The sequence below is a fragment of the Klebsiella sp. BIGb0399 genome (genome assembly GCF_003752615.1).
GTDB classification, from domain to species: Bacteria; Pseudomonadota; Gammaproteobacteria; order Enterobacterales; family Enterobacteriaceae; genus Klebsiella; species Klebsiella lignicola.
Genome location: NZ_RKHT01000007.1, coordinates 58,899 through 82,796 on the forward strand (window position 1 = coordinate 58,899; position 23,898 = coordinate 82,796).

The 23,898-nt window shown below is 53.9% G+C and carries 29 protein-coding genes and 1 tRNA gene; 19 read left to right on the forward strand and 11 right to left on the reverse strand.

The annotated features are described in order from the left end of the window. Positions 1-9 precede the first annotated feature (9 nt). The 6 genes from lptB to EDF82_RS14840 are packed head-to-tail and all read right to left on the reverse strand — an operon-like array spanning position 10 to position 4,387. Positions 10-735: an LPS export ABC transporter ATP-binding protein gene (lptB, locus tag EDF82_RS14815; RefSeq protein ID WP_123756304.1), complete on the reverse strand. Its 726-nt coding sequence runs from the start codon at positions 733-735 to the stop codon at positions 10-12. Positions 736-741: 6 nt separating this feature from the next. After that, the gene (gene lptA, locus EDF82_RS14820) at positions 742-1,287 is read right to left on the reverse strand and encodes a lipopolysaccharide ABC transporter substrate-binding protein LptA (protein WP_123756305.1); all 546 of its coding nucleotides are present in this window, start codon (positions 1,285-1,287) and stop codon (positions 742-744) included. Next, positions 1,256-1,831 carry an LPS export ABC transporter periplasmic protein LptC gene (gene lptC, locus EDF82_RS14825; RefSeq protein ID WP_123756306.1) on the reverse strand — a complete coding sequence of 192 codons (576 nt, stop codon included), beginning with the start codon at positions 1,829-1,831 and terminating at the stop codon, positions 1,256-1,258. The genes lptA and lptC overlap by 32 nt, the downstream gene beginning before the upstream one ends. Beyond that, positions 1,828-2,394: a 3-deoxy-manno-octulosonate-8-phosphatase KdsC gene (gene kdsC / locus EDF82_RS14830; RefSeq protein ID WP_123756307.1), complete on the reverse strand. Its 567-nt coding sequence runs from the start codon at positions 2,392-2,394 to the stop codon at positions 1,828-1,830. Before kdsC ends, lptC begins: the two co-directional genes overlap by 4 nt. 14 nt (positions 2,395-2,408) lie before the next feature. Further along, positions 2,409-3,413, reverse strand: coding sequence for an arabinose-5-phosphate isomerase KdsD (gene kdsD, locus EDF82_RS14835; protein WP_370453889.1), 1,005 nt, complete (start codon positions 3,411-3,413; stop codon positions 2,409-2,411). Beyond that, positions 3,410-4,387 (reverse strand): calcium/sodium antiporter, encoded by a 978-nt coding sequence (locus EDF82_RS14840; protein WP_123756309.1) that lies wholly within the window; start codon positions 4,385-4,387, stop codon positions 3,410-3,412. Before EDF82_RS14840 ends, kdsD begins: the two co-directional genes overlap by 4 nt. A 211-nt stretch (positions 4,388-4,598) precedes the next feature. On the opposite strand from EDF82_RS14840, the gene mlaF reads away from it, so the two are divergent. The 7 genes from mlaF to murA all read left to right on the forward strand — a co-directional run bounded on the left by mlaF (position 4,599) and on the right by murA (position 9,404). Beyond that, positions 4,599-5,417, forward strand: coding sequence for a phospholipid ABC transporter ATP-binding protein MlaF (mlaF, locus tag EDF82_RS14845; RefSeq protein ID WP_123756310.1), 819 nt, complete (start codon positions 4,599-4,601; stop codon positions 5,415-5,417). After that, a complete protein-coding gene (gene mlaE / locus EDF82_RS14850; RefSeq protein ID WP_123756311.1) occupies positions 5,417-6,199 on the forward strand; it encodes a lipid asymmetry maintenance ABC transporter permease subunit MlaE in 783 nt (260 codons plus the stop codon). The genes mlaF and mlaE overlap by 1 nt, the downstream gene beginning before the upstream one ends. A gap of 4 nt (positions 6,200-6,203) precedes the next feature. Then, positions 6,204-6,755, forward strand: coding sequence for an outer membrane lipid asymmetry maintenance protein MlaD (gene mlaD, locus EDF82_RS14855; RefSeq protein ID WP_123756312.1), 552 nt, complete (start codon positions 6,204-6,206; stop codon positions 6,753-6,755). An 18-nt stretch (positions 6,756-6,773) separates the two neighbouring features. After that, the gene (gene mlaC / locus EDF82_RS14860; protein ID WP_123756313.1) at positions 6,774-7,409 is read left to right on the forward strand and encodes a phospholipid-binding protein MlaC; all 636 of its coding nucleotides are present in this window, start codon (positions 6,774-6,776) and stop codon (positions 7,407-7,409) included. After that, positions 7,409-7,699 carry a lipid asymmetry maintenance protein MlaB gene (gene mlaB / locus EDF82_RS14865; RefSeq protein WP_123756314.1) on the forward strand — a complete coding sequence of 97 codons (291 nt, stop codon included), beginning with the start codon at positions 7,409-7,411 and terminating at the stop codon, positions 7,697-7,699. The genes mlaC and mlaB overlap by 1 nt, the downstream gene beginning before the upstream one ends. 136 nt (positions 7,700-7,835) lie before the next feature. Continuing rightward, on the forward strand, positions 7,836-8,090 hold the full coding sequence (ibaG, locus tag EDF82_RS14870; RefSeq protein WP_123756315.1) for a BolA family iron metabolism protein IbaG: 255 nt from the start codon (positions 7,836-7,838) through the stop codon (positions 8,088-8,090). A gap of 54 nt (positions 8,091-8,144) precedes the next feature. Continuing rightward, positions 8,145-9,404: a UDP-N-acetylglucosamine 1-carboxyvinyltransferase gene (murA, locus tag EDF82_RS14875; RefSeq protein WP_123756316.1), complete on the forward strand. Its 1,260-nt coding sequence runs from the start codon at positions 8,145-8,147 to the stop codon at positions 9,402-9,404. Positions 9,405-9,474: 70 nt separating this feature from the next. Here murA and sfsB read toward each other — a convergent pair whose 3' ends face one another. Together sfsB and ispB are read right to left on the reverse strand one after the other, a co-directional pair. Next, the gene (sfsB, locus tag EDF82_RS14880) at positions 9,475-9,747 is read right to left on the reverse strand and encodes a DNA-binding transcriptional regulator SfsB (protein ID WP_123756317.1); all 273 of its coding nucleotides are present in this window, start codon (positions 9,745-9,747) and stop codon (positions 9,475-9,477) included. Positions 9,748-9,946: 199 nt separating this feature from the next. Then, positions 9,947-10,918, reverse strand: a complete 972-nt coding sequence (ispB, locus tag EDF82_RS14885; protein ID WP_123756318.1) for an octaprenyl diphosphate synthase — start codon at positions 10,916-10,918, stop codon at positions 9,947-9,949. A gap of 260 nt (positions 10,919-11,178) precedes the next feature. Here ispB and rplU point away from each other — a divergent pair, with 260 nt between their 5' ends. The 4 genes from rplU to cgtA all read left to right on the forward strand — a co-directional run bounded on the left by rplU (position 11,179) and on the right by cgtA (position 14,022). Continuing rightward, the gene (gene rplU / locus EDF82_RS14890) at positions 11,179-11,490 is read left to right on the forward strand and encodes a 50S ribosomal protein L21 (RefSeq protein WP_004106123.1); all 312 of its coding nucleotides are present in this window, start codon (positions 11,179-11,181) and stop codon (positions 11,488-11,490) included. Between the two features lie 19 nt (positions 11,491-11,509). Further along, positions 11,510-11,767 (forward strand): 50S ribosomal protein L27, encoded by a 258-nt coding sequence (rpmA, locus tag EDF82_RS14895; RefSeq protein ID WP_003861831.1) that lies wholly within the window; start codon positions 11,510-11,512, stop codon positions 11,765-11,767. Between the two features lie 95 nt (positions 11,768-11,862). Beyond that, positions 11,863-12,828: a DMT family transporter gene (locus tag EDF82_RS14900; RefSeq protein ID WP_123756319.1), complete on the forward strand. Its 966-nt coding sequence runs from the start codon at positions 11,863-11,865 to the stop codon at positions 12,826-12,828. Positions 12,829-12,843: 15 nt separating this feature from the next. Then, complete coding sequence (cgtA, locus tag EDF82_RS14905) at positions 12,844-14,022, forward strand: Obg family GTPase CgtA (RefSeq protein WP_123756320.1); 1,179 nt, start codon at positions 12,844-12,846, stop codon at positions 14,020-14,022. Positions 14,023-14,143: 121 nt separating this feature from the next. On the opposite strand, the gene dacB is transcribed toward cgtA, so the two are convergent. Beyond that, positions 14,144-15,577, reverse strand: coding sequence for a serine-type D-Ala-D-Ala carboxypeptidase (gene dacB / locus EDF82_RS14910; protein WP_123756321.1), 1,434 nt, complete (start codon positions 15,575-15,577; stop codon positions 14,144-14,146). A 235-nt stretch (positions 15,578-15,812) separates the two neighbouring features. Between dacB and greA the strand changes: the two genes are divergently transcribed. Next, complete coding sequence (greA, locus tag EDF82_RS14915; RefSeq protein ID WP_123756322.1) at positions 15,813-16,289, forward strand: transcription elongation factor GreA; 477 nt, start codon at positions 15,813-15,815, stop codon at positions 16,287-16,289. A gap of 152 nt (positions 16,290-16,441) precedes the next feature. On the opposite strand, the gene yhbY is transcribed toward greA, so the two are convergent. Beyond that, positions 16,442-16,735 (reverse strand): ribosome assembly RNA-binding protein YhbY, encoded by a 294-nt coding sequence (gene yhbY / locus EDF82_RS14920; RefSeq protein WP_004139797.1) that lies wholly within the window; start codon positions 16,733-16,735, stop codon positions 16,442-16,444. 124 nt (positions 16,736-16,859) lie between these two features. Between yhbY and rlmE the strand changes: the two genes are divergently transcribed. The 7 genes from rlmE (at position 16,860) to EDF82_RS14955 (ending at position 23,074) form a co-directional block, all read left to right on the forward strand. Then, a complete protein-coding gene (gene rlmE / locus EDF82_RS14925; RefSeq protein ID WP_123756323.1) occupies positions 16,860-17,489 on the forward strand; it encodes a 23S rRNA (uridine(2552)-2'-O)-methyltransferase RlmE in 630 nt (209 codons plus the stop codon). Positions 17,490-17,588: 99 nt separating this feature from the next. Next, positions 17,589-19,523 (forward strand): ATP-dependent zinc metalloprotease FtsH, encoded by a 1,935-nt coding sequence (ftsH, locus tag EDF82_RS14930; RefSeq protein WP_123756324.1) that lies wholly within the window; start codon positions 17,589-17,591, stop codon positions 19,521-19,523. A gap of 101 nt (positions 19,524-19,624) precedes the next feature. Continuing rightward, a complete protein-coding gene (gene folP / locus EDF82_RS14935; protein ID WP_123756325.1) occupies positions 19,625-20,473 on the forward strand; it encodes a dihydropteroate synthase in 849 nt (282 codons plus the stop codon). Continuing rightward, the gene (gene glmM, locus EDF82_RS14940; protein WP_123756326.1) at positions 20,466-21,803 is read left to right on the forward strand and encodes a phosphoglucosamine mutase; all 1,338 of its coding nucleotides are present in this window, start codon (positions 20,466-20,468) and stop codon (positions 21,801-21,803) included. Before folP ends, glmM begins: the two co-directional genes overlap by 8 nt. 297 nt (positions 21,804-22,100) lie before the next feature. Further along, positions 22,101-22,430 carry a preprotein translocase subunit SecG gene (gene secG, locus EDF82_RS14945; RefSeq protein WP_100684841.1) on the forward strand — a complete coding sequence of 110 codons (330 nt, stop codon included), beginning with the start codon at positions 22,101-22,103 and terminating at the stop codon, positions 22,428-22,430. A 9-nt stretch (positions 22,431-22,439) separates the two neighbouring features. Continuing rightward, positions 22,440-22,526: transfer RNA gene (locus tag EDF82_RS14950), tRNA-Leu, on the forward strand. Positions 22,527-22,672: 146 nt separating this feature from the next. Then, the gene (locus EDF82_RS14955) at positions 22,673-23,074 is read left to right on the forward strand and encodes a hypothetical protein (RefSeq protein ID WP_123756928.1); all 402 of its coding nucleotides are present in this window, start codon (positions 22,673-22,675) and stop codon (positions 23,072-23,074) included. Between the two features lie 41 nt (positions 23,075-23,115). Here the strand turns inward: EDF82_RS14955 and EDF82_RS14960 are convergent, their stop codons facing one another. After that, positions 23,116-23,667, reverse strand: a complete 552-nt coding sequence (locus EDF82_RS14960; RefSeq protein WP_123756327.1) for a YfaZ family outer membrane protein — start codon at positions 23,665-23,667, stop codon at positions 23,116-23,118. Between the last annotated feature and the right edge of the window lie 231 nt (positions 23,668-23,898).

Sequence of the window (23,898 nt, forward strand, 5' to 3'; positions counted from 1 at the left end):
TCTACCCTATCAGAGTCTGAAGTCTTCCCCAAGATACACGCGCTTAACCTGCTCGTCTTCCAGGATTTCTTGCGGTGTACCGTGGGCAATCAGATGACCCTGGCTAACGATATAGGCGCGTTCACAAACGGCCAGCGTTTCCCTGACGTTATGGTCGGTGATCAGCACCCCAAGACCGCTGTCTCGCAGGTGTTCGATGATCCGTTTGATGTCGATAACGGAAATCGGGTCCACGCCGGCAAAGGGTTCATCCAGCAGGATAAATTTCGGGTTAGCGGCCAGCGCGCGGGCGATTTCGACACGACGGCGTTCACCACCGGAAAGCGCCTGACCGAGGCTGTCGCGCAAATGTTCGATATGAAACTCTTCCATCAGCTCTTTGGCGCGGTCTTCGCGCTGCTCGCTGCTGAGATCGTCCCGAATCTGCAACACCGCCATCAGGTTATCAAACACGCTCAGGCGGCGGAAAATAGAGGCTTCCTGCGGCAGATAGCCAATGCCCCGGCGCGCGCGGGCGTGCAGCGGCAGCAGGCTGATATCTTCATCGTCGATGATAATGTTGCCGGCGTCGCGCGGCACAATGCCCACCACCATGTAGAAGGTCGTGGTTTTACCGGCGCCGTTTGGGCCAAGCAGGCCGACAATCTCGCCGGAGTTCACGGTCAGACTGACATCTTCCACCACGCGGCGGCCTTTATAGGCTTTAGCAAGATTCTTTGCAGTTAATGTTGCCATAACGAATTACTTACCTTTCTTTGACTGATCGCCACTTTTGTCCTGCAGCTGCGAAGGAACCAGAACCGTGGTTACGCGTCCGCCTTTACTGCTGAAAGCCTGCATTTTCTGCTCTTTCACCAGGTAAGTGATTTTGTCACCCTGGATGTTGCTATCGACCTGCTCCAGATGCGCGTTGCCGGTCAGCACCACAAAATCGTTCTGCAATTCATAATGCATTTTATCGGCGCGGCCTTTCACCGGTTTGCCGTTGTCCTGCATCTGATAGAAGGTGGCCGGGTTACCATAACCGTCGATCACTTCTTTGCCTTTTTCACCGCCAGGACGGGTGACGACCACCTTATCCGCGTTGATTTTGATGGTGCCCTGGGTGACGACCACATTGCCGGTAAAGGTGACGATATTGCCCTGCATATCCAGCGATTGCTGATCGGATTCGATGTGAATCGGCTGATCGGTATCACCGGTTTTGGCCAGTGCCGGCAGGCTGGCGGCCAGAATGGCGCTGGCGAGCGCAATCTTAAGGCTGAGTTTGTTTGTTCTGAATTTCATAAGAGGTTCTAACCTTTTCAATCAGCTCGGCAGTTTTGCTGCGCAAGTTACCGCGCATTTTCAGGCCGCTAGAATTAAATGTTGTCCCGTACAACGTCACCATGTCATCGGAGGTAACATCTTGTGTTACCAGGTTTATCTGGGCGTTATCCGTCGTAATTTTGCGCAGTTGAGAGTCCGCGGTCAGTGCGTTTACCTCAACATGCCCGTAAAGATACAGCATGCGGTCGTTGGTCAGCTTTGCTCTGTCTGCTTTGATAGACCAGGTCGGGACCTTATTGGTGTCAAAGGTCGTCATGACCGGTTTGGTGAACCACGATAGCGCCTCGGCGGAAAAATACTCCACGTGCTCAGCGATCAAGCGATAGTTAAGCGCCCCCTCAGGGCTGTAGACCACGGTATCGGTATGCTCGCTGGTGTACGTTGGGTCAGCAGGATTGGCCTCTGGTGCCGGCGTGTCGTCCGTACCCGCCAGATTCAGGCCTATCAGGACCAGCGCGACCAGCGATAGTAAAATAATAACCCAACGTCTGGTTTTACTCATATTGATTGTCCTTTGGCCTCATCCAGCTTGCCCTGCGCCAGGAGTAACAAATCGCAGACTTCTCGTACCGCTCCACGCCCACCATTGATGCGGGTGATGTAGTTCGCTCGTGGCAGCAGCAGCGGATGGGCATCTGCCACCGCAACGCTCAGCCCGACTTCTGCCATCACCGGCCAGTCGATCAGGTCATCGCCAATGTAGGCCACTTCATCCGGATGGACCGCCAGCTTGCTTAATAAGTCACGGAATGCCAGCAGTTTATCAGACTGCCCTTGATACAGGTGCGTAATGCCCAGCGTCTGACAACGGTCTTCTACCAGTTTAGCTTTTCGCCCGGTAATAATCGCGACCTCAATACCGGAAGTCAGCGCGCAGCGGACTCCATAACCATCCCGTACGTTAAACGCCTTCAGCTCTTCGCCGTGGTTACCCATGTAGATAAGACCGTCGGACAGCACGCCGTCAACGTCGAGGATGAGCAAACGGATTTTCGCCGCCCGCTCGATAAACTCAGCGCTTACCGGTCCGTAACAGGTTGCCAGCAGAGCATCAGCATTATTCATTATTTTATCCTTACTTACACTACGCCTGCGCGCAGGAGATCGTGCATATGTACCACACCCAACAGATGGTCGCCATCGGCAACTAACACACAGGTGATATGACGGGACTGCATCAGGTTCAGCGCATCCACGGCCAGAATGCCGGGACGGATGCGGATCCCGCCCGGTGTCATCACCTCGGCGATGCTGGCGTTACGCATATCGACGCCGGTATCGAACACCCGGCGCAGGTCACCATCGGTGAAAATACCAATGATGTTCATGTCGTCGTCGCAGACTGCCGTCATGCCTAAATTTTTACGCGTGATTTCCAGCAGCGCATCGCGCAAGGTTGCCGTGACGTTGACGTGCGGGATTTCATCACCCGTATGCATAATATCATTGACGCGCAGCAGCAGCTTACGACCCAGTGCGCCGCCAGGATGCGACAGGGCAAAATCTTCAGCGGTAAAACCACGAGCTTCCAGCAGCGCGACCGCCAGCGCATCACCCATCACCAGCGCAGCGGTGGTGCTGGAGGTCGGGGCCAGCCCTAACGGACAGGCTTCCTTCAATACTTTCACGCAAAGGTGAATGTCTGCCGCGCGCGCCATGCTGCTTTCCGGGCGACTGGTCATGCAGATGAGCGGCACCTGCTGGCGTTTCAGGACCGGAATCAGCGCCAGGATCTCGTTTGACTCACCGGAATTGGAGAGCGCAATGATGACATCCTGCGGTGTCACCATGCCTAAATCGCCGTGGGCCGCTTCGCCGGGATGAACGAAAAACGAAGGCGTACCGGTGCTGGCGAAGGTGGCCGCCATTTTACGCCCGATATGGCCAGATTTGCCCATCCCCATCACCACCACTTTCCCGCTACAGCGGAAGATCTTTTCGCAGGCCTGCGTAAAATCGGCGTTAATGTACTGATCGAGTTGAGCCAGACCTTCACGTTCAATGTCCAGTACTTCACGTCCTGCCCGTTGAAAGTCAAAATCCGTTGGCAAATCTATTTGCGGCATAATGTTATCCCGAGTCATTCAACGAAGAGCGGTGCTGCCCAGTACAGCATCGCCAACCAAACTACAAAACCGCCGACCAGGAGCGCGCCGACAAGACGGCCGGGTGGCTGTTTGCGGCGCCAGCACAGCAGGGCGAAGATCACGCTGACGACCATCATAACCGCGTAGTCGCGGGTAAATGCCTCTGGTGCGAACGCGCCCGGCGCAATCAGTGCCGGTAAGCCAAGCACCAGCGCAATATTGAGAATATTAGCGCCAATAATATTGCCGATGGCGATGTCATCTTCCCCTTTTCGCGCCCCGGCGATCGCCGTTGCAAGCTCTGGCAGACTGGTCCCGATGGCGACCACCGTCAGGCCAACGGTCAGTTCGCTGATAGCAAAATAGTTAGCCAGCACGGTGGCGTTATCCACGACCATTCGGGTGGCCATCGGCATAATAATCATGGCCACGCCCAACCACAGCAGGGCGACCGGAAGCGAACCTTCCCGCGGGAGTTCGGCCATCTGCTCCCGGGTCAGACTATCGCTACCCTCGCGTTCAGCAATGCGGGCGATTTTAATCGTAAACAGCAACCACAGAATGGCCAGCGCGAATAAAAACAGGCCATCCATACGGGACAGTTGTCCATCGTACAGCACAAAGCTTGCCAGCAAACTGACCAGCAACATTAGCGGTAACTCGCGGCGCAGGATATCAGAATGCACGGTAAATGGATGGAGCAGGGCAGCGAGGCCAAGTATTAATAATATATTGGTAATATTGGAGCCGATTGCCGTACCGATGGCTAAATCGGTCTGCCCGTGCAGGGAGGCGGCGGCAGAAACGATGATCTCGGGCAGGCTGGTGCCTATACTGACCACCGTCATCCCGATAATCAGCGGCGGGATCCCCAGCATGCGACACAAAATTGAAGCGGCGTAGACCAGACGATCGGCGCTGTAGACTACCAGCAATAAACCAATGATTAACAGAGCCGTCGCTAAGAGCATCTAAAGTCCTTTCTTCAGGTATAATCGTCGCTTCGCTGTCCTGTTCCGTCTGCAGCGTAACGAATTCTTAATTTTGACTTTATGTTTGTCAAAAGTAAAACAAATGCCAGTTTTCGCTAACCCAGGCAGGTAAGATTCTGTAAAAATGTTGGGTTTGTGGTGAAGGTACGCGCCATGCTTAGCCCGAGGGATGTTTAGGAAGGATGATTTTATGAGCCAAACGTTGGCGAATTTGGTCGAAGTTCGCGGTATCCGCTTCTCTCGCGGCGATCGGGTGATCTTCGATGACATCTCGCTGTCAGTGCCGCGCGGTAAGATCACGGCGATCATGGGGCCATCAGGGATCGGTAAAACGACGCTGCTGCGCCTGATCGGTGGACAGATCCCGCCCGATAAAGGCGAGATCCTGTTTGATGGCGAAAACGTGCCAGGGATGTCACGCTCGCGCCTCTATACCGTGCGCAAGCGTATGAGCATGCTGTTCCAGTCCGGCGCACTGTTCACCGATATGAACGTGTTCAATAACGTCGCTTACCCGCTGCGCGAACATACGCGTCTGCCTGAAGCGCTGCTGCATACCACCGTCATGATGAAGCTTGAAGCCGTCGGTCTGCGCGGCGCGGCGAAGTTAATGCCTTCTGAGCTCTCTGGCGGGATGGCGCGGCGTGCCGCGTTGGCGCGGGCTATCGCGCTGGAGCCGGACCTGATCATGTTCGACGAACCGTTTGTCGGGCAGGATCCCATCACCATGGGCGTGCTGGTGAAGCTGATTTCAGAACTGAACAGCACGCTTGGCGTGACCTGTATTGTGGTGTCGCATGATGTGCCGGAAGTGCTCAGCATTGCGGACTATGCGTATATCGTGGCCGACAAAAAAATCGTGGCCCATGGCAGCGCAAAGTCGCTGCGGGAAAATGACGATCCGCGGGTTCGTCAGTTTATCGACGGTATTGCCGACGGTCCGGTGCCGTTCCGCTATCCGGCGGGCGACTATCACCATGATTTACTCGGCAAGGGAGTGAGTAACTGATGCTGCTAAATCTGCTGGCATCACTCGGGCATCGGGGGATTAAAACCACCGCGACGTTCGGGCGTGCCGGGTTAATGCTGTTCAATGCCGTCGTGGGCAAGCCGGAGTTTCGTAAGCATGCGCCGCTGCTGGTTCGCCAGCTCTATAACGTCGGCGTGCTGTCTATGTTGATCATCATCGTGTCGGGGCTGTTTATCGGCATGGTGCTGGGGCTGCAGGGCTATCTGGTGTTAACCACCTACAGCGCCGAGACCAGTTTAGGCATGCTGGTGTCGCTGTCGCTGCTGCGCGAGCTGGGACCGGTGGTTGCCGCGCTGCTGTTTGCCGGGCGCGCGGGCTCTGCACTGACGGCTGAAATTGGCCTGATGCGTGCGACCGAACAGCTCTCCAGTATGGAGATGATGGCGGTCGATCCGCTGCGCCGTGTGATTTCGCCTCGCTTCTGGGCCGGGGTGATTTCGTTGCCGCTGTTGACCATTATTTTTGTCGCCGTGGGGATCTGGGGCGGTTCGCTGGTGGGCGTCAGCTGGAAAGGTATCGACAGCGGCTTCTTCTGGAGCGCGATGCAAAATGCCGTCGACTGGCGGATGGATCTGGTTAACTGTCTGATTAAGAGCCTGGTATTCGCCGTTACGGTGACCTGGGTGGCGTTATTTAACGGTTATGACGCTATCCCCACCTCCGCCGGTATTAGCCGGGCAACGACGCGCACGGTAGTGCATTCGTCGCTGGCGGTTCTGGGGCTGGATTTTGTGCTGACTGCGCTGATGTTTGGGAATTGAGTTCATGCAAACGAAAAAAAGTGAAATCTGGGTAGGTGTGTTCTTACTGGTGGCATTACTGGCAGCGCTGTTTGTCTGCCTGAAGGCCGCTAACGTGACGTCTCTGCGTACTGAGCCGACGTATCGTATCTATGCCACCTTCGACAATATTGGTGGACTCAAAGCTCGCTCTCCGGTGCGTATCGGCGGCGTTGTGGTGGGTCGGGTCGCGGACATCACGCTGGATCCGAAAACCTATCTGCCGCGTGTGGCGCTCGATATCGATGAGAGCTACAACCATATCCCTGACACCAGTTCATTGGCGATTCGTACCTCTGGCCTGCTGGGGGAACAGTACCTGGCGCTGAATGTCGGTTTTGAAGACCCTGAACTGGGGACGTCTATTCTTAAAGATGGCGGCACAATTCAGGACACCAAATCAGCCATGGTACTGGAAGACCTGATTGGTCAGTTCCTTTACAACAGTAAAGGCAGTGACAATAAGAATTCTGGCGATGATTCGTCTGCGGAAGCGGCTCATACTGACGCAACGCAGCCGGCTGCCACGACGCATTAATTTCAGGAGAAAAACGATATGTTTAAACGCGTACTGATGATCGCCATGCTGGTGATTGCCCCATTGACCGCTGCGACGGCAGCGGATCAGACCAATCCGTATAAGCTGATGAACGAAGCGGCGCAGAAAACCTTCGATCGCCTGAAAAACGAACAGCCGAAGATTCAGGCTAACCCGAACTATCTGCGTGACATCGTCGATCAGGAACTGATGCCTTATGTCCAGGTGAAATACGCGGGTGCACTGGTGCTGGGCCGCTATTACAAAGATGCGACCCCGGCGCAGCGCGAAGCCTACTTTACGGCCTTCCGTGAATATCTGAAGCAGGCCTATGGCCAGGCGCTGGCGATGTACCACGGTCAGACGTATCAGATTGCACCGGAACAGCCGCTGGGCGATGCAACGATTATTCCGATTCGCGTAACGATTCTCGACCCTAACGGCCGTCCGCCGGTACGCCTGGACTTCCAGTGGCGTAAGAACACCCAGACCGGCAACTGGCAGGCTTACGACATGATTGCCGAAGGGGTGAGTATGATCACCACCAAACAGAACGAGTGGAGCGATCTGCTGCGTACCAAAGGTGTTGATGGCCTGACCGCGCAGTTGAAATCGATCTCCGCGCAGCCGATCACCCTGGAACAGAAAAAATAATGACCGGGCAGCTGAGCTGGACTCGCGATGGCGAGCGACTGGCGCTGCATGGGGAGCTGGACCAGGATCTGCTGGTCCCGCTCTGGGAAGCCCGTGCGCAGGCGACGGATGGCGTATCGGTCATCGATCTTAATGCAGTCACCCGGGTCGATACCGCCGGGCTGGCGCTGCTGATGCATTTCGTGGCGTTAATTCGCCATCAGGACAGGGAAGCGACACTGACGGGCAAAAGCGAAAATCTGCAAACGTTGGTCAGCCTCTACAATCTTCCTGCCGATATGATCCCATAGTTTTTCAGTGCGTTATTGCTAAGGTTATCCTGAAAGTCCCCTCTAAATTTTAGATGGGACTTTTTGCTTGTTTAAGACTGCGTCACTTTCCTCTAAGATGTTGGGCTATTTTCACCACCAGATAAAATGTGAACCCATGGAAAATCATGAAATTCAGACCGTGCTGATGAACGCACTCTCCCTTCAGGAAGTCCACGTCTCTGGCGATGGCAGCCACTTCCAGGTTACTGCTGTGGGTGAGATGTTTGACGGCATGAGCCGGGTAAAAAAGCAGCAGGCAATCTACGCCCCGCTGATGGAATATATTGCCGACAACCGCATTCATGCGCTGTCGATCAAAGCGTTTACCCCGCAAGAATGGGCACGAGACCGCAAACTAAACGGCTTTTAAGCTGCCGGGACGCTCCCTGCAGCATAGGTAAATTTTTAACAGAGAACAGAATCAATGGATAAATTCCGTGTTCAGGGGCCGACTCGCCTTCAGGGCGAGGTCACTATCTCCGGTGCGAAAAACGCAGCCCTGCCGATCCTTTTTGCGGCACTGTTGGCAGAAGAGCCGATTGAGATCCAGAATGTCCCCAAACTGAAAGACATCGATACCACGATGAAACTGCTGAGCCAGCTCGGCGCCGACGTGAAGCGCAATGGCTCGGTCTGGATCGATGCCGGTCCGGTTGACGTCTTCTGTGCACCGTACGATCTGGTTAAAACGATGCGTGCTTCCATTTGGGCGCTGGGGCCGCTGGTGGCTCGCTTTGGCCAGGGTCAGGTTTCACTGCCGGGTGGGTGTGCTATCGGTGCGCGTCCGGTCGACCTGCATATTGTCGGTCTGGAGCAACTGGGCGCTGAAATCAAGCTGGAAGAAGGCTATGTGAAAGCGTCGGTCAACGGGCGTCTTAAAGGCGCGCATATCGTGATGGACAAGGTCAGCGTAGGCGCAACCGTGACCATCATGAGCGCAGCGACCCTGGCAGAAGGCACCACCGTTATCGAAAACGCCGCCCGTGAGCCGGAAATCGTCGATACGGCGAACTTCCTCAACGCGCTGGGCGCGAAGATTACGGGTCAGGGGACTGACCGCATCACCATCGAAGGCGTCGCCCGTCTGGGTGGCGGTGTTTATCGCGTGCTGCCGGACCGTATCGAAACCGGTACTTTCCTGGTGGCTGCGGCGATCTCCGGCGGTAAAATTGTGTGCCGTAACGCTCAGCCGGATACGCTGGATGCCGTGTTGGCCAAGCTGCGTGACGCGGGTGCTGACATCGAAATCGGTGAAGACTGGATTAGCCTGGACATGCATGGCAAACGTCCGAAGGCCGTCAACGTGCGTACCGCTCCACACCCAGGGTTCCCGACCGACATGCAGGCGCAGTTCACGCTGCTGAACCTGGTTGCGGAAGGTACCGGTGTGATTACCGAGACTATTTTCGAAAACCGCTTCATGCATATCCCGGAACTCATCCGTATGGGCGCGCATGCTGAAATCGAAAGTAATACGGCGATCTGCCATGGTGTGGCACAGCTTTCAGGTGCACAGGTGATGGCGACCGATCTGCGTGCTTCTGCCAGCCTGGTTCTGGCGGGCTGTATCGCGGAAGGGACTACTATTGTCGATCGTATTTACCACATTGACCGTGGTTACGAGCGTATTGAAGACAAACTGCAGGCGCTGGGCGCAAATATCGAGCGCATCAAAGGAGAATAAACCTGCCATGACAGCAGCCCTCTGACGTCCGTCCGGGGGCTGTTTTTACACTCACTTCTCACTTCTCACTTCACTTGCTCTCTTTCTTCTGACGTATCATCTGCGTCCTGTCGATAAACTGATGGGTGACAGGGTCATGATAACGTGAGGGCCAGATAGCCCAGGGCGTGGTATCCAGCGCTGTCGCAATTATCAGCTCGCCTTTCGGCCATGGCCGGGTTAGCGCATTTGCTAGTGTTGAAGAACTTAAGCCGTTGCGCCGCGATTCTGCTGCGAGCGACGTCCCTTTTTTGCGTAATCCAGCAATAATATCTGCTTGGTGCCAATCGATGAACTTATCCATAAATTCTCCCGGTGGTAAGGATCCAGTGCGTCGCCAACAGGCGACGGAATGACTATACCCCAGGATTACGATAGTTCTAACAAGTTCTAGTAAAGTGTGTGGATATTCAGAATGTGCCAGGGTCTGGCAGATAATTGTGATGTTCTGGAGTTTATTGGAACTTCCCGCGCAAACGCGCGGGAATGAAGCAGAGGAGGGATTAGCTATCGCGTTGCACGGCAATATGCGCCAGGCCGATAAGCGCTTCACGCCATGGTGAATCCGGTAAAGCCTGCAGGACGGCAATGGCCTTATCCGCTTCTTCTTCCGCGCGCTGGCGGGTCCACTCTAGTGAACCGCAGGCCGCCATGGTTTCCAGTACGGCATCCAGCAGGTGGCGACCGTTACCTTGCTCAATCGCTCCACGTATCATCGCAGACTGCTCAGGCGTACCGTGACGCATGGCATGGAGCAACGGCAACGTGGGTTTGCCTTCATTCAGGTCATCGCCGACGTTTTTACCGAGACGCTCGCCATCGGCGCTGTAATCGAGTAAATCGTCGATCAGCTGGAATGCCGTGCCAAGATAGCGCCCGTAGTCCTGCAGCGCCTGTTCCTGCTCTGCGGTACAGCCTGCCAGAATGCCGGAACACTGGGCGGCAGCTTCAAACAGGCGGGCGGTTTTGCTGTAAATCACCCGCATGTAATTTTCTTCCGTGATATCCGGGTCGTTGACGTTCATCAGCTGCAGCACTTCGCCCTCAGCAATGACGTTAACGGCTTTCGACATGACTTCCAGCACCTTCAGCGAGCCGAGGCTGGTCATCATCTGGAAGGAACGCGTATAGATAAAATCGCCCACCAACACGCTGGCAGCGTTGCCAAAAGCGGCGTTTGCCGTCGCCTTGCCACGACGCATGTCTGACTCATCAACCACATCATCATGCAGCAGGGTCGCGGTATGGATAAATTCGATCAGCGCGGCGATGGTGACGTGCGCGTCGCCCTGGTAGCCGACGGCCCGGGCTGCAAGGACCGCGATCATCGGACGAATACGTTTTCCGCCTCCGCTAATGATGTAATAGCCTAACTGATTGATAAGCTTAACATCTGAGTCAAGTTGCTCAAGGATTGCCGCATTGACACCCGCCATATCTTGCGCGGTTAACTCATTGATTTTTTCTAAATTCATCGCAAAAGCCGGGCCACATGTCCTGTTACCGCGAATCCAGGTGGGTTCACAGAAGGATTAAGATAGAATTAAAAGAAGCTATGATTGTACTGAAAAATTGCCATAGATAAACGTTAGCGTGAAAGTTGTGTTTTTTTTCTGCGTTGATCGCTAATCGCTCTTGTCAAAGGCTCGCGTTTTGCGTAATATTCGCGCCCTATTGTGAATATTTATAGTGCACTCTGAATCACACGAAGAGGTGCACGGAAGCGGAGTTTTATATGTACGCGGTTTTCCAAAGTGGTGGTAAACAACACCGAGTAAGCGAAGGTCAGACCATTCGCCTGGAAAAGCTGGACATCGCAACTGGCGAAGCTGTTGAGTTCGCTGAAGTTCTGATGATCGCAAACGGTGAAGAAATCAAGATCGGCGTTCCTTTCGTTGAGGGCGGCGTAATCAAAGCTGAAGTTGTTGCTCACGGTCGTGGCGAGAAAGTTAAAATCGTTAAGTTTCGTCGTCGTAAACACTACCGTAAGCAGCAGGGCCATCGTCAGTGGTTCACTGATGTGAAAATTACTGGCATCAGCGCCTAAGACCTGAGGAGAGATTTAAATGGCACATAAAAAGGCTGGCGGCTCAACTCGTAACGGTCGCGATTCAGAAGCTAAACGCCTCGGCGTTAAGCGTTTCGGTGGCGAATCCGTTCTGGCGGGCAGCATCATCGTTCGTCAGCGTGGCACCAAGTTCCACGCAGGCACCAACGTAGGTTGCGGTCGTGACCACACTCTGTTTGCTAAAGCAGACGGTAAAGTGAAATTTGAAGTTAAAGGCCCGAACAACCGTAAATACATCAGCATCGTTGCTGAGTAAGTTTTTCGTGGTCCGGTAACGGATTAAAGCCCCGCAACGTGTTGCGGGGCTTTTTACATTAGAATCCCGGATATTTTTCTGCAGGGAAAACGGGTATGAATCAGCAGGCCGGCATTGGCATTCTTTTGGCGCTCACCACCGCAATGTGCTGGGGTGCATTGCCAATTGCAATGAAGCAGGTTCTTGAAGTGATGGAGCCACCAACCGTGGTGTTCTATCGCTTTTTGATGGCGAGTATCGGCCTTGGCACTATCCTGGCAATCAGGGGAAAACTGCCGCCGCTGCGCCTCTTTCGCAAACCGCGCTGGTTGGTTCTGTTGGCCATTGCGACGGGCGGCCTGTTCGGTAACTTCATCCTGTTTAGCTCTTCCCTGCAATATCTTAGCCCTACGGCTTCTCAGGTGATCGGCCAGCTGTCTCCGGTCGGCATGATGGTGGCCAGCGTATTTATCCTGAAGGAGAAAATGCGCGGTACCCAGGTCGTGGGGGCGCTAATGCTGATTTGCGGGCTGGTGATGTTTTTTAACACCAGCCTGATTGAAATTTTTACTCGCCTGACGGATTACACGTGGGGGGTAATTTTCGGCGTCGGAGCGGCCGCAGTCTGGGTCAGCTATGGCGTCGCACAAAAGGTGTTATTACGCCGCCTGGCGTCACAGCAGATCCTCTTTTTGCTGTACACTTTATGTACGATAGCACTGTTGCCCCTGGCAACGCTTTCGCAGGTTCTGGCGTTAAGCGACTGGCAGCTAGCGTGCCTGTTTTTCTGCGGGTTAAATACCCTGGTAGGCTACGGTGCGCTGGCGGAAGCCATGGCGCGCTGGCAGGCAGCGCAGGTGAGCGCGTTAATTACCTTAACGCCGTTGTTTACGCTGCTTTTTTCAGATTTATTATCAATGGCCTGGCCCGATGTTTTCGCCAGGCCGATGTTAAACCTGTTAGGTTATCTCGGTGCGTTTGTCGTGGTTGCGGGCGCGATGTACTCCGCCATAGGCCACCGTCTTTGGGGTGGCTTACGTAAGCGTGAAGCGGTTGTACCGCTGCCCCGCTCAGGCGAATGATTTTCGGAGAGTAAAATGAAGTTTGTTGATGAAGCAACGATCCTGGTCGTAGCAGGTGATGGCGGCAACGGTTGTGTTAGCTTCCGCCGTGAAAAATATATTCCGCGAGGCGGCCCGGATGGCGGCGACGGTGGTGATGGTGGTGATGTCTGGCTGGAAGCGGACGAAAACCTGAACACCCTGATCGACTATCGCTTTGAGAAGTCTTTCCGCGCCGAGCGTGGACAGAATGGTCAGAGCCGTGACTGTACCGGTAAGCGTGGTAAAGATGTCTCGGTGAAAGTGCCTGTAGGGACCCGTGTTATCGATCAGGGGACCGGCGAAGTCATGGGCGATATGACCAAACATGGTCAACGTCTGATGGTCGCTAAAGGCGGCTGGCACGGTCTGGGCAACACCCGTTTCAAATCGTCCGTTAACCGTACCCCGCGTCAAAAAACCATGGGTACGCCGGGCGACAAGCGCGATCTGCAGCTGGAGCTGATGCTGCTGGCAGACGTCGGGATGCTGGGCATGCCGAATGCCGGTAAATCTACGTTCATCCGTGCCGTTTCTGCCGCGAAGCCGAAAGTGGCTGACTATCCGTTTACCACGCTGGTACCGAGCCTTGGCGTTGTCCGTATGGATAACGAGAAGAGCTTCGTTGTTGCGGATATCCCGGGGCTTATCGAAGGAGCTGCGGAAGGCGCAGGTCTGGGGATTCGCTTCCTGAAGCACCTTGAGCGTTGTCGCGTACTGCTGCACCTCATCGATATCGAGCCTATCGACGGATCCGATCCGGTCGAGAACGCGCGCATTATCATCGGTGAGCTGGAGAAATACAGCGAGAAGCTGGCTGAAAAACCGCGCTGGTTAGTCTTCAACAAGATTGACCTGATGGATAAAGCCGAAGCTGAAGCTAAGGCAAAAGCGATTGCCGAAGCGCTGGGCTGGGAAGACAAGTTCTACCTGATCTCTGCGGCAAGCCAACAGGGCGTGAAAGACCTGTGCTGGGACGTGATGACCTTTATCATCGAAAACCCTATCGTGCATGCGCCGGAAGAGAAAGTCGCAGAAAAAGTCGAGTTCATGTGGGATGACTACCATCGTCAGCAGCTTGAAGAAGCCGAAGTTGAAGTCGAAGATGACGAAGACTGGGATGACGACTGGGACGAAGACGACGAAGAAGGCGTTGAGTTCATCTACAAGCGTTAATCTGCTGAACTGCACCCCGGTCATACTTGCGGTCGGGGTGAGCGCGATACGGCCCGTATAAGGCTTTTTGCCGCTATTCAGGATGTACAAAAAGGGCCGCATTCAATGCGGCCCTTTTGCTTTAGTTATTCTGGTACAAATCTTTGTATAACCGGCTTTCGAAGCGCACCAGCGGGATCCGTCGGTTACGCTGATCGGCCGGCGGTACGGCATACCCTGATAAATACTGCACAAAGGCAATTTTCTGCCCGCTGGCGGCGGTAATAAAGCCGGCGAGGTTATAGACCCCCTGCAGCGAACCGGTTTTCGCCGATACCTTGCCATCAACACCCGCCTGATTCAGCCCCGCACGATACTGGAGCGAACCATCGTGACCGGCCAGCGGCAGCATGGAGATAAAGTTAAGCTCATTATCGTGCTGGGCAATGTATTGCAGTACCTGCATCATGGTGGCTGGCGCAATCAGGTTATGGCGCGACAGGCCTGAGCCATCGGCAATAATGGTGTTGCCCAAATCGATACCGGCCTGCTGACGCAGGATTTGACGCACTGCATCAGATCCGGCACGCCAGGTTCCTGGTACACCAAGACGCGCATGACCGATGGTGCGAAAGACGGTATCGGCAATCATGTTGTCGGACTTTTTCAACATGATCCGCAGGAGATCGTGCAGCGGCGCGGATTGCGTGGTGGCCAGAACGGTGCCCGGCTCGTTAGCCAGCGTCTGGCGCAGCAGCGTTCCGCTGTAGGTGATCCCTGCCTGCGCCAGTTCAGACTTCAGAATCACGCCGGCATAGCTGGCGCCGTCCTGAATAGCGAACGCCAGTGGTAATGGTTCACTACGCTGCGGCAGGCAGCCGGTTAAGGTGTAGCGGTTGAGATCGCCAGGCACCACGTCAAGTTCACAATACTGGGCTTCGGACGAACCGCGGGCCAGGGTTCTCACCTGGCTGAACATGGTCACCGGGTAGTAAGAGGCGACGCGGATAAAGGCCAGGTCGCCAGGCTTCTGTGCGCTGTAAAGCGAGATAGAAAAACAGTTGCGGTCGACGATAGCGGCAGCCGGAGGCGCGCTGAAGCACTGGGTCATGTCGTTCCAGGGCCAGCCCGGTGCTTTGTCATGGCTGGCGAAGACCGAGGTGTCAATCAGGACGTTACCTTCGATCCGCTGGACGCCGGCTTTTTTCAGCGTCGCCACCATATTGCGAATATCCTGGCGTCTGAGGGTCGGGTCGCCGCCAAAACGGGCGATCAGATCGCCTTTCAGCACGCCGCTATCAAGGCTACCCTTGGTTTCCAGGGTGGTCGTGAAACGGAAATCCGGCCCAAGCTGGAGCAGGGCGGCCAGCGCGGTGATCACCTTCTGGGTGCTGGCAGGCAGTGCCATCTGCTGACTGTGAAAATCTATCTCCGGCGTAGAGGAGCCAACCTTTTGCGCCATGAAGGCGAGGTTCGCACCCGCGGGAAGCTGGGTGATGTAGTCGTCAATATTCGCCGCCTGAGCGCTAAACGCTATACCGGCAGTCAATCCGATGATAAATCTGGAAAATCGCATAATCTCGCGCTAACAACCTGAAACCGAGCCGTCATACTACGGTGCAATACCCTGTAAAGTAAACGATGACCCATAGTGAACTTCAGGGTAAAATACTTATCAAATTGAAAATTGCTGCTGACCTGGGGAATGTTTTCCGGGTTGGTTTTCTTTTTGCTCCTGTCCTGCCTATGGCCTGGCCGGTTGCGGAACGGAAGCATCCGTTCCATGAAGGAATGATAAAGAGGTATAACAAATGCAAGCTATTCCGATGACCTTACGTGGTGCCGAAAAACTGCGCGAAGAACTGGATTTTCTGAAATCCGTTCGTCGTCCAGAAATCATTGCTGCGATTGCCGATGCGCGTGAGCATGGCGATCTGAAAGAGAACGCTGAATATCATGCAGCCCGCGAACAGCAAGGTTTCTGCGAAGGTCGTATCAAGGATATTGAGGCCAAACTGTCTAATGCGCAGGTGATTGATATCACTAAAATGCCGAATAACGGGCGAGTGATTTTTGGCGCGACGGTCAATGTACTGAATCTCGATACTGATGAAGAGCAGACCTACCGCATCGTGGGTGATGATGAGGCTGATTTTAAGCAAAATCTGATCTCTGTGAATTCACCGATTGCGCGTGGTCTGATCGGTAAAGAGCAGGATGATGTGGTGACAATCCGCACGCCTGGTGGCGAAGTCGAATACGAAATTATTAAGGTCGAGTACCTTTAACCCGTATTTCCCGCTACCATGTTGATGGATTGTAAAGAAAGGAAAAAGGCCGCATAGCGGCCTTTTATCAACGTCCGGAGCATGGCATTTTGCTCGTCTACCCGTAGAAATCCCTCGTTTTACACAAAGTTGTGTAGAGTTTCAGGATATTCTTAGCGTGGCAGCGAGATTTTACGCTCTTTAGTTGGGCGATACAGGACCAGCGTTTTACCGATGACCTGTACGTTACAGGCGCCGGTTTCGCGCACGATAGCTTCCACGATCAAGGTTTTCGTTTCGCGGTCTTCCGATGCGATTTTCACCTTGATGAGCTCATGGTGCTCTAACGCTTGTTCGATCTCGGCCAGTACCCCTTCGGTCAAACCATTATTGCCAAGCATAACTACCGGCTTGAGCGGATGTGCCAGACCTTTCAGGTGCTGTTTTTGTTTAGTACTCAGATTCATCGTATTTTTTTGCTTACGTTGGGATTGAAAACGGTTCATTCTACCGCCATCTCCCATATATCGCCAAACTACCGTGTCGATTTTTACGTCGCAAAGTATGATGAACCCGAAATGGGAATGTTAAATGACAGGTAAAAAGCGTTCTGCCAGCTCAAGTCGCTGGCTTCAGGAACACTTTAGCGATAAATATGTTCTCCAGGCGCAGAAAAAGGGGTTACGTTCCCGCGCCTGGTTTAAACTTGATGAAATACAGCAAGGTGACAAAATTTTTAAACCGGGGATGACGATTGTTGACCTCGGCGCTGCACCCGGTGGCTGGTCGCAATATGCGGTTACCCAAATCGGAAACAGCGGCCGCATCATCGCTTGCGATCTTTTACCGATGGATCCAATCGTTGGTGTGGACTTCCTTCAGGGCGATTTTCGTGATGAATTAGTCCTGAAAGCGTTACTGGATCGTGTAGGTGACAGTAAAGTACAGGTTGTCATGTCCGATATGGCGCCAAATATGTGTGGAACACCGGCGGTGGATATTCCCCGGGCCATGTATTTGGTAGAGCTGGCGCTTGGAATGGCTCGTGATGTATTAGCGCCAGGTGGTAGTTTTGTAGTGAAGGTGTTCCAGGGCGAAGGCTTCGATGAGTATCTTAGAGAAATTCGCTCCCTGTTTACGAAGGTCAAAGTTCGTAAGCCGGACTCTTCTCGCGCCCGTTCGCGTGAAGTGTACATTGTAGCGACCGGGCGTAAACCATAACCGGTAGATTTCAAACGAAAGTTTGAAAGACGCTGGATATAGAGTATCCTGACGCTGTTTTTAACACAGTTGTAATAAGAGGTTAATCCCTTGAGTGACATGGCGAAAAACCTAATACTCTGGCTGGTCATTGCCGTTGTGCTGATGTCAGTATTCCAGAGCTTTGGGCCCAGCGAGTCTAATGGCCGTAAGGTGGATTATTCAACCTTCCTGCAGGAGGTCAACCAGGATCAGGTTCGCGAAGCGCGTATCAACGGACGTGAGATCAACGTTACCAAGAAAGATAGTAACCGTTACACGACTTACATTCCGGTTAACGATCCGAAGCTGCTCGATAACCTGTTGACGAAAAACGTCAAAGTGGTTGGCGAACCGCCGGAAGAGCCGAGCCTGCTGGCTTCCATCTTCATTTCCTGGTTCCCGATGCTGTTGCTGATCGGCGTCTGGATCTTCTTTATGCGGCAAATGCAGGGCGGCGGCGGAAAGGGCGCGATGTCCTTCGGCAAAAGCAAAGCCCGAATGCTGACGGAAGACCAGATCAAAACCACTTTTGCTGATGTCGCCGGTTGCGATGAAGCGAAAGAGGAAGTCGGTGAGCTGGTTGAATACCTGCGTGAACCGAGCCGTTTCCAGAAGCTGGGCGGTAAAATCCCGAAAGGCGTCCTGATGGTCGGCCCTCCGGGTACCGGTAAAACGCTGCTGGCGAAAGCTATCGCTGGTGAAGCAAAAGTACCGTTCTTCACAATTTCAGGTTCTGACTTCGTAGAAATGTTTGTTGGTGTGGGCGCATCCCGTGTGCGTGACATGTTCGAACAAGCTAAGAAAGCAGCACCGTGCATTATCTTCATCGATGAAATCGACGCCGTAGGCCGCCAGCGTGGCGCGGGTCTGGGCGGTGGTCACGATGAACGTGAACAGACACTTAACCAGATGCTGGTTGAGATGGATGGTTTTGAAGGCAACGAAGGCATCATTGTTATCGCTGCAACTAACCGTCCTGACGTTCTTGACCCTGCGCTGCTGCGTCCTGGTCGTTTCGACCGTCAGGTTGTGGTGGGGCTGCCGGATGTTCGCGGTCGTGAACAGATTCTAAAAGTTCACATGCGTCGCGTCCCGCTGTCGCCAGATATCGATGCGGCTATCATTGCGCGCGGTACTCCAGGCTTCTCCGGTGCTGACCTGGCAAACCTGGTCAACGAAGCGGCACTGTTTGCTGCCCGTGGCAACAAACGCGTCGTCTCGATGGTTGAGTTCGAAAAAGCGAAAGACAAAATCATGATGGGTGCGGAACGTCGCTCCATGGTGATGACGGAAGCGCAGAAAGAATCTACCGCTTACCACGAAGCGGGCCACGCGATTATCGGCCGTCTGGTACCAGAGCACGATCCGGTCCACAAGGTAACGATTATCCCACGCGGTCGCGCGTTGGGTGTGACCTTCTTCCTGCCGGAAGGCGATGCTATCAGCGCCAGCCGTCAGAAACTGGAAAGTCAGATTTCAACCCTGTACGGTGGCCGTCTGGCAGAAGAGATTATCTACGGCGTGGAACATGTTTCTACCGGTGCGTCTAACGACATTAAAGTCGCGACTAATCTGGCACGTAACATGGTGACGCAGTGGGGCTTCTCTGACAAACTCGGTCCGCTGCTGTATGCGGAAGAAGAAGGCGAAGTCTTCCTGGGCCGTAGCGTCGCGAAAGCGAAGCATATGTCCGATGAGACTGCACGTATCATCGACCAGGAAGTGAAATCACTGGTTGAACGTAACTACAATCGTGCTCGTCAGATTCTGAACGACAACATGGACATCCTGCATTCGATGAAAGATGCGCTCATGAAATATGAGACCATCGATGCACCGCAGATTGATGACCTGATGGCTCGTCGTGACGTTCGCCCGCCGGCTGGCTGGGAAGATCCGAACGGCAGCAATAATTCTGGCAGCAATGGTACGCCGAGTGCGCCGCGTCCGGTCGATGAACCGCGTACGCCGAACCCGGGCGGCACCATGTCAGAGCAGCTGGGCGACAAATAAGTTAGCCGCTGTTGATGTTGTTGTAGATATCGAAACCCCGGGGCGTCCGCCGCTCCGGGGTTTTTCTTTTTATTAACCTTTCCTGATTCAGGGATTTCGTGATGAAACTCGCAGCCCAGGGCTCAATCCTCGACCTCTCCCATCCACACGTGATGGGGATCCTTAACGTGACTCCCGACTCCTTCTCTGACGGCGGCACGCATAATTCGCTGGTAGAAGCGGTAAAACATGCCAACCTGATGATTAATGCGGGAGCGACTATCATTGATATCGGTGGTGAATCGACGCGCCCTGGTGCGGTAGATGTCAGCGTCGAGGAAGAGTTAGCGCGCGTTATCCCGGTAGTGGAAGCCATTGCCCAGCGTTTCGAAGTCTGGATTTCTGTGGATACCTCGAAACCTGAAGTGATCCGCGAGTCCGCGCGGGCAGGGGCGCATATTATTAACGATATCCGCTCGCTGACCGAACCAGGCGCCTTAGAAGCCGCCGCGCAAACCGGGCTGCCGGTATGCCTGATGCATATGCAGGGCCAGCCGAAAACCATGCAGGAAGCGCCGAAGTATGACGATGTCTTTGCCGATGTTGTCCACTTTTTCACCGAGCATATCGTGCGCTGCGAGCAGGCCGGCATCGCAAAAGAGAAATTGTTGCTCGACCCAGGATTCGGTTTCGGTAAAAATCTTTCCCATAATTATGAGCTGCTTGCTCGACTTGGTGAGTTCCATCATTTCGGTCTCCCCCTGTTGGTCGGTATGTCGCGTAAGTCGATGGTGGGTCAGTTGCTCAACGTCGGACCGACGGAACGCCTCAGCGGCAGTCTGGCTTGTGCAGTAATTGCAGCGATGCAGGGCGCGCAGATCATTCGCGTCCATGACGTCAAAGAAACGGTAGAAGCGCTACGCGTGGTGGAAGCCACTCTGAGCACAAAGGAAAATAAACGTTATGAGTAACCGCAAATATTTTGGCACCGATGGTATCCGTGGCCGCGTAGGCGATTCACCTATTACTCCGGAATTCGTACTCAAGCTGGGCTGGGCGGCGGGTAAGGTACTGGCGCGTCACGGTTCACGGAAAATCATCATCGGTAAAGATACCCGTATCTCCGGCTATATGCTGGAATCGGCGCTGGAAGCAGGACTGGCGGCCGCAGGGTTGTCGGCCTCTTTTACCGGCCCAATGCCAACGCCAGCGGTGGCTTACCTGACGCGTGCCTTCCGCGCGGAAGCCGGGATTGTGATTTCGGCTTCGCATAACCCGTTCTATGATAACGGCATCAAGTTCTTCTCCATTGAAGGTACCAAGCTGCCGGACAATGTCGAAGAAGCCATCGAAGCCGAAATGGAAAAAGAACTGACCTGCGTCGATTCTGCAGAGTTAGGTAAAGCCAGCCGTATTGTCGATGCGGCCGGCCGCTACATTGAGTTCTGCAAAGGCACCTTCCCGAACGAACTGAGCCTGAATGCCCTGAAAGTCGTGGTTGATTGCGCGCACGGTGCGACCTATCACATCGCACCGAATGTGTTCCGTGAGCTGGGTGCTCAGGTGATTGCAATGGGTTGCGAACCTAACGGTCTCAATATCAATGAAGAGGTCGGGGCGACCGATGTGCGCGCCCTGCAGGCGCGGGTATTGGCAGAAAAAGCCGATCTTGGGATTGCCTACGATGGTGATGGCGACCGCGTTATTATGGTCGACCATGAAGGTAACAAGGTCGACGGCGACCAGATTCTGTACATCATCGCCCGTGAAGGGCTGCGTCAGGGCCAGCTGCGCGGTGGCGCGGTGGGAACACTGATGAGCAACATGGGTCTGGAGCTGGCGCTCAAGCAGCTGGGGATCCCGTTTGTTCGGGCAAAAGTGGGCGACCGCTATGTCCTCGAGAAGCTGCAGGAAAAAGGCTGGCGTATTGGTGCCGAAAACTCAGGCCACGTTATCCTGCTGGACAAAACCACGACCGGTGACGGTATCGTTGCCAGCCTGCAGGTTGTTGCGGCGATGGTGCGTAACCACATGAGCCTGCATGACTTGTGCAGCGGCATGAAAATGTTCCCGCAAATTCTGGTTAACGTGCGCTTCACCGAAGGCAGCGGCAATCCGCTGGAGCATGAAAACGTCAAAGCGGTCATGGCGGAAGTGGAAGCGGCATTAGGTAACCGCGGTCGCGTGCTGCTGCGTAAATCGGGTACCGAGCCGTTAATTCGCGTGATGGTTGAAGGTGAGCACGAAGAGCAGGTGCATGAATTTGCGCACCGGATCGCAGATGCAGTGAAAAACGCCTGATTAAGCCAATGTGCTTCGCTGACCTGTTTAGCCGGGTGACCCGGAGCAGGGCGATAATCATGTAGGTTGATGTGGTTCTATGTGTTTAAAAAGGCGGCGTTTGCCGCCTTTTTCTTCGACCCAAAAGCGCTTTTTGCTGTTTTTTTCCGCAGTTGATACAATGCACCGAAATTGCCCTTGCGAAGGTCATTCGCTTTGGTTAGTATTCACACCCGCTTCAGTGGGAAACGTTAATACGTCCCGCTTTATTGGTTGAAGCAATTGGTATGCGGCGAATCCGCAAGGAACAGGTTGATTATGCAAGAAGCTCTTTTAGTTGTTTTCCTTATTGTGGCGATTGGTCTCGTTGGCCTGATCATGCTGCAGCAAGGTAAAGGCGCTGATATGGGAGCCTCCTTCGGAGCAGGCGCTTCCGGCACGTTGTTTGGATCCAGCGGTTCTGGTAACTTCATGACCCGCATGACAGGTATCCTGGCAGCGTTGTTCTTCATCATCAGTCTGGTGCTGGGTAATATCAATAGCAACAAGACCAATAAAGGAAGTGAGTGGGATAACCTGAGCGCGCCGAAAACTGAGCAGACTCAACCCGCAGCACCGGCACAGCCGAGCAGCGATATCCCGCACTAAGATTTCTGTACCGAGGTGGTGGAATTGGTAGACACGCTACCTTGAGGTGGTAGTGCCCTAACGGGCTTGTGGGTTCGAGTCCCATCCTCGGTACCAATATTCCGAAAGAAAGACGCTGAAAAGCGTCTTTTTTTCGTCTGTAGTTTGCGTTTGTTTATTTATAAATAACTCTTCACTGGTCTTGATCCCTGCGTAATCGCTAAAGTCGCGCCCATCTATTCAGAAGAGGTGAAGTGACGCAGATGAAGAAGTTCAGGTCGTTCATTATTGCAGGCGTCCTGTGTTTGTCCGGATGCAGTACCACGCCATCGGCGGATACGGTCGATACCATTAATACCTTAACGGTGCCGGTATTACATAGTGATACACAACCTTCAGGACAAAGTGGTCAGGCGGTCGTGAGCTGTTTTCAGGATAATACTGCGCTGATTAGTAGCCTGAGCCAGTCACTCAAAGATAACTACTTGCAGGATGTCTCGAAGAAAGACATCTTTGATAAAGACAGTGATGCGTTCCATGTCTATAGCGCACTGACGAAACTGGAACAGATGTCTGCGATGAATGAGGTTTATCGTAAAGAGAACAATATTGCAGGCCTGCAGGTGATTAACCGGCTACTGAAAACCGTACCCGCGGTTGCTTAAGTGAATAAGGGATTGCCAGCGGCAATCCCTTTTGCATGCTATCAGAAACGGAAGTTGAAGCCCGCATAAGCACCATCGGCGAGGGTGTTATCGCGATGGCTGTTTTTCCCCGCCATATCGATATAGCGATATCCTGCTTCAATACTCAGCGATTTAATAACGTTCACCCGCACCCCGGCGTTAGCTTCGACATAGTCGTCGACGCCGCTGGACATGGAATCCGGGGAATAATAGGTTTCACCAAACAGGGTAAAGAAATCCCCCAACGGCAGCTGTGCACCGCCACCCATCGCGACCGCATAGCCTTCATCGCCATCTTTCGGATTCAGGTACAGCGCTTTTCCTCCAAGGGTCAAAAGAAACGGACCGAGGTTGAAGTTATAACCCATGCCTAACCCGGCAACATCACCATCGTTATCGCTGTGTGCCCAGTTACCGTTGAACGTCATGCCCGGATCTTCCGCGCCGAAACTGGCGGAGAGGTTAGTGAACTCCTCTCCCGCCTCGCCGTGCAAATTGACGGATGCGCAGGCAGCACTGCTTGCGCTGAGCGCTGCAACTAACAGAACTGATTTCGGAGTGATCATGCTCATTGTTGAATTCCTTCAGGTAAAAAAATACCCGATACGAGCGTTCGGGCAAATGATTAACGGTTTTTTGGGTTTAATCGTTATTAGCTGAAGCGCTTTCCGTTATCACCAGCACGGCAGGGAGAACGATACTTATGCTTTGCTGATGACTGGAAGCGTGGCAGGCGTGCTCCGACAACGGAACATGTGATATCAAGAATCAGACCGGTTTAATCCGCTATGCGTCTTCAGGGA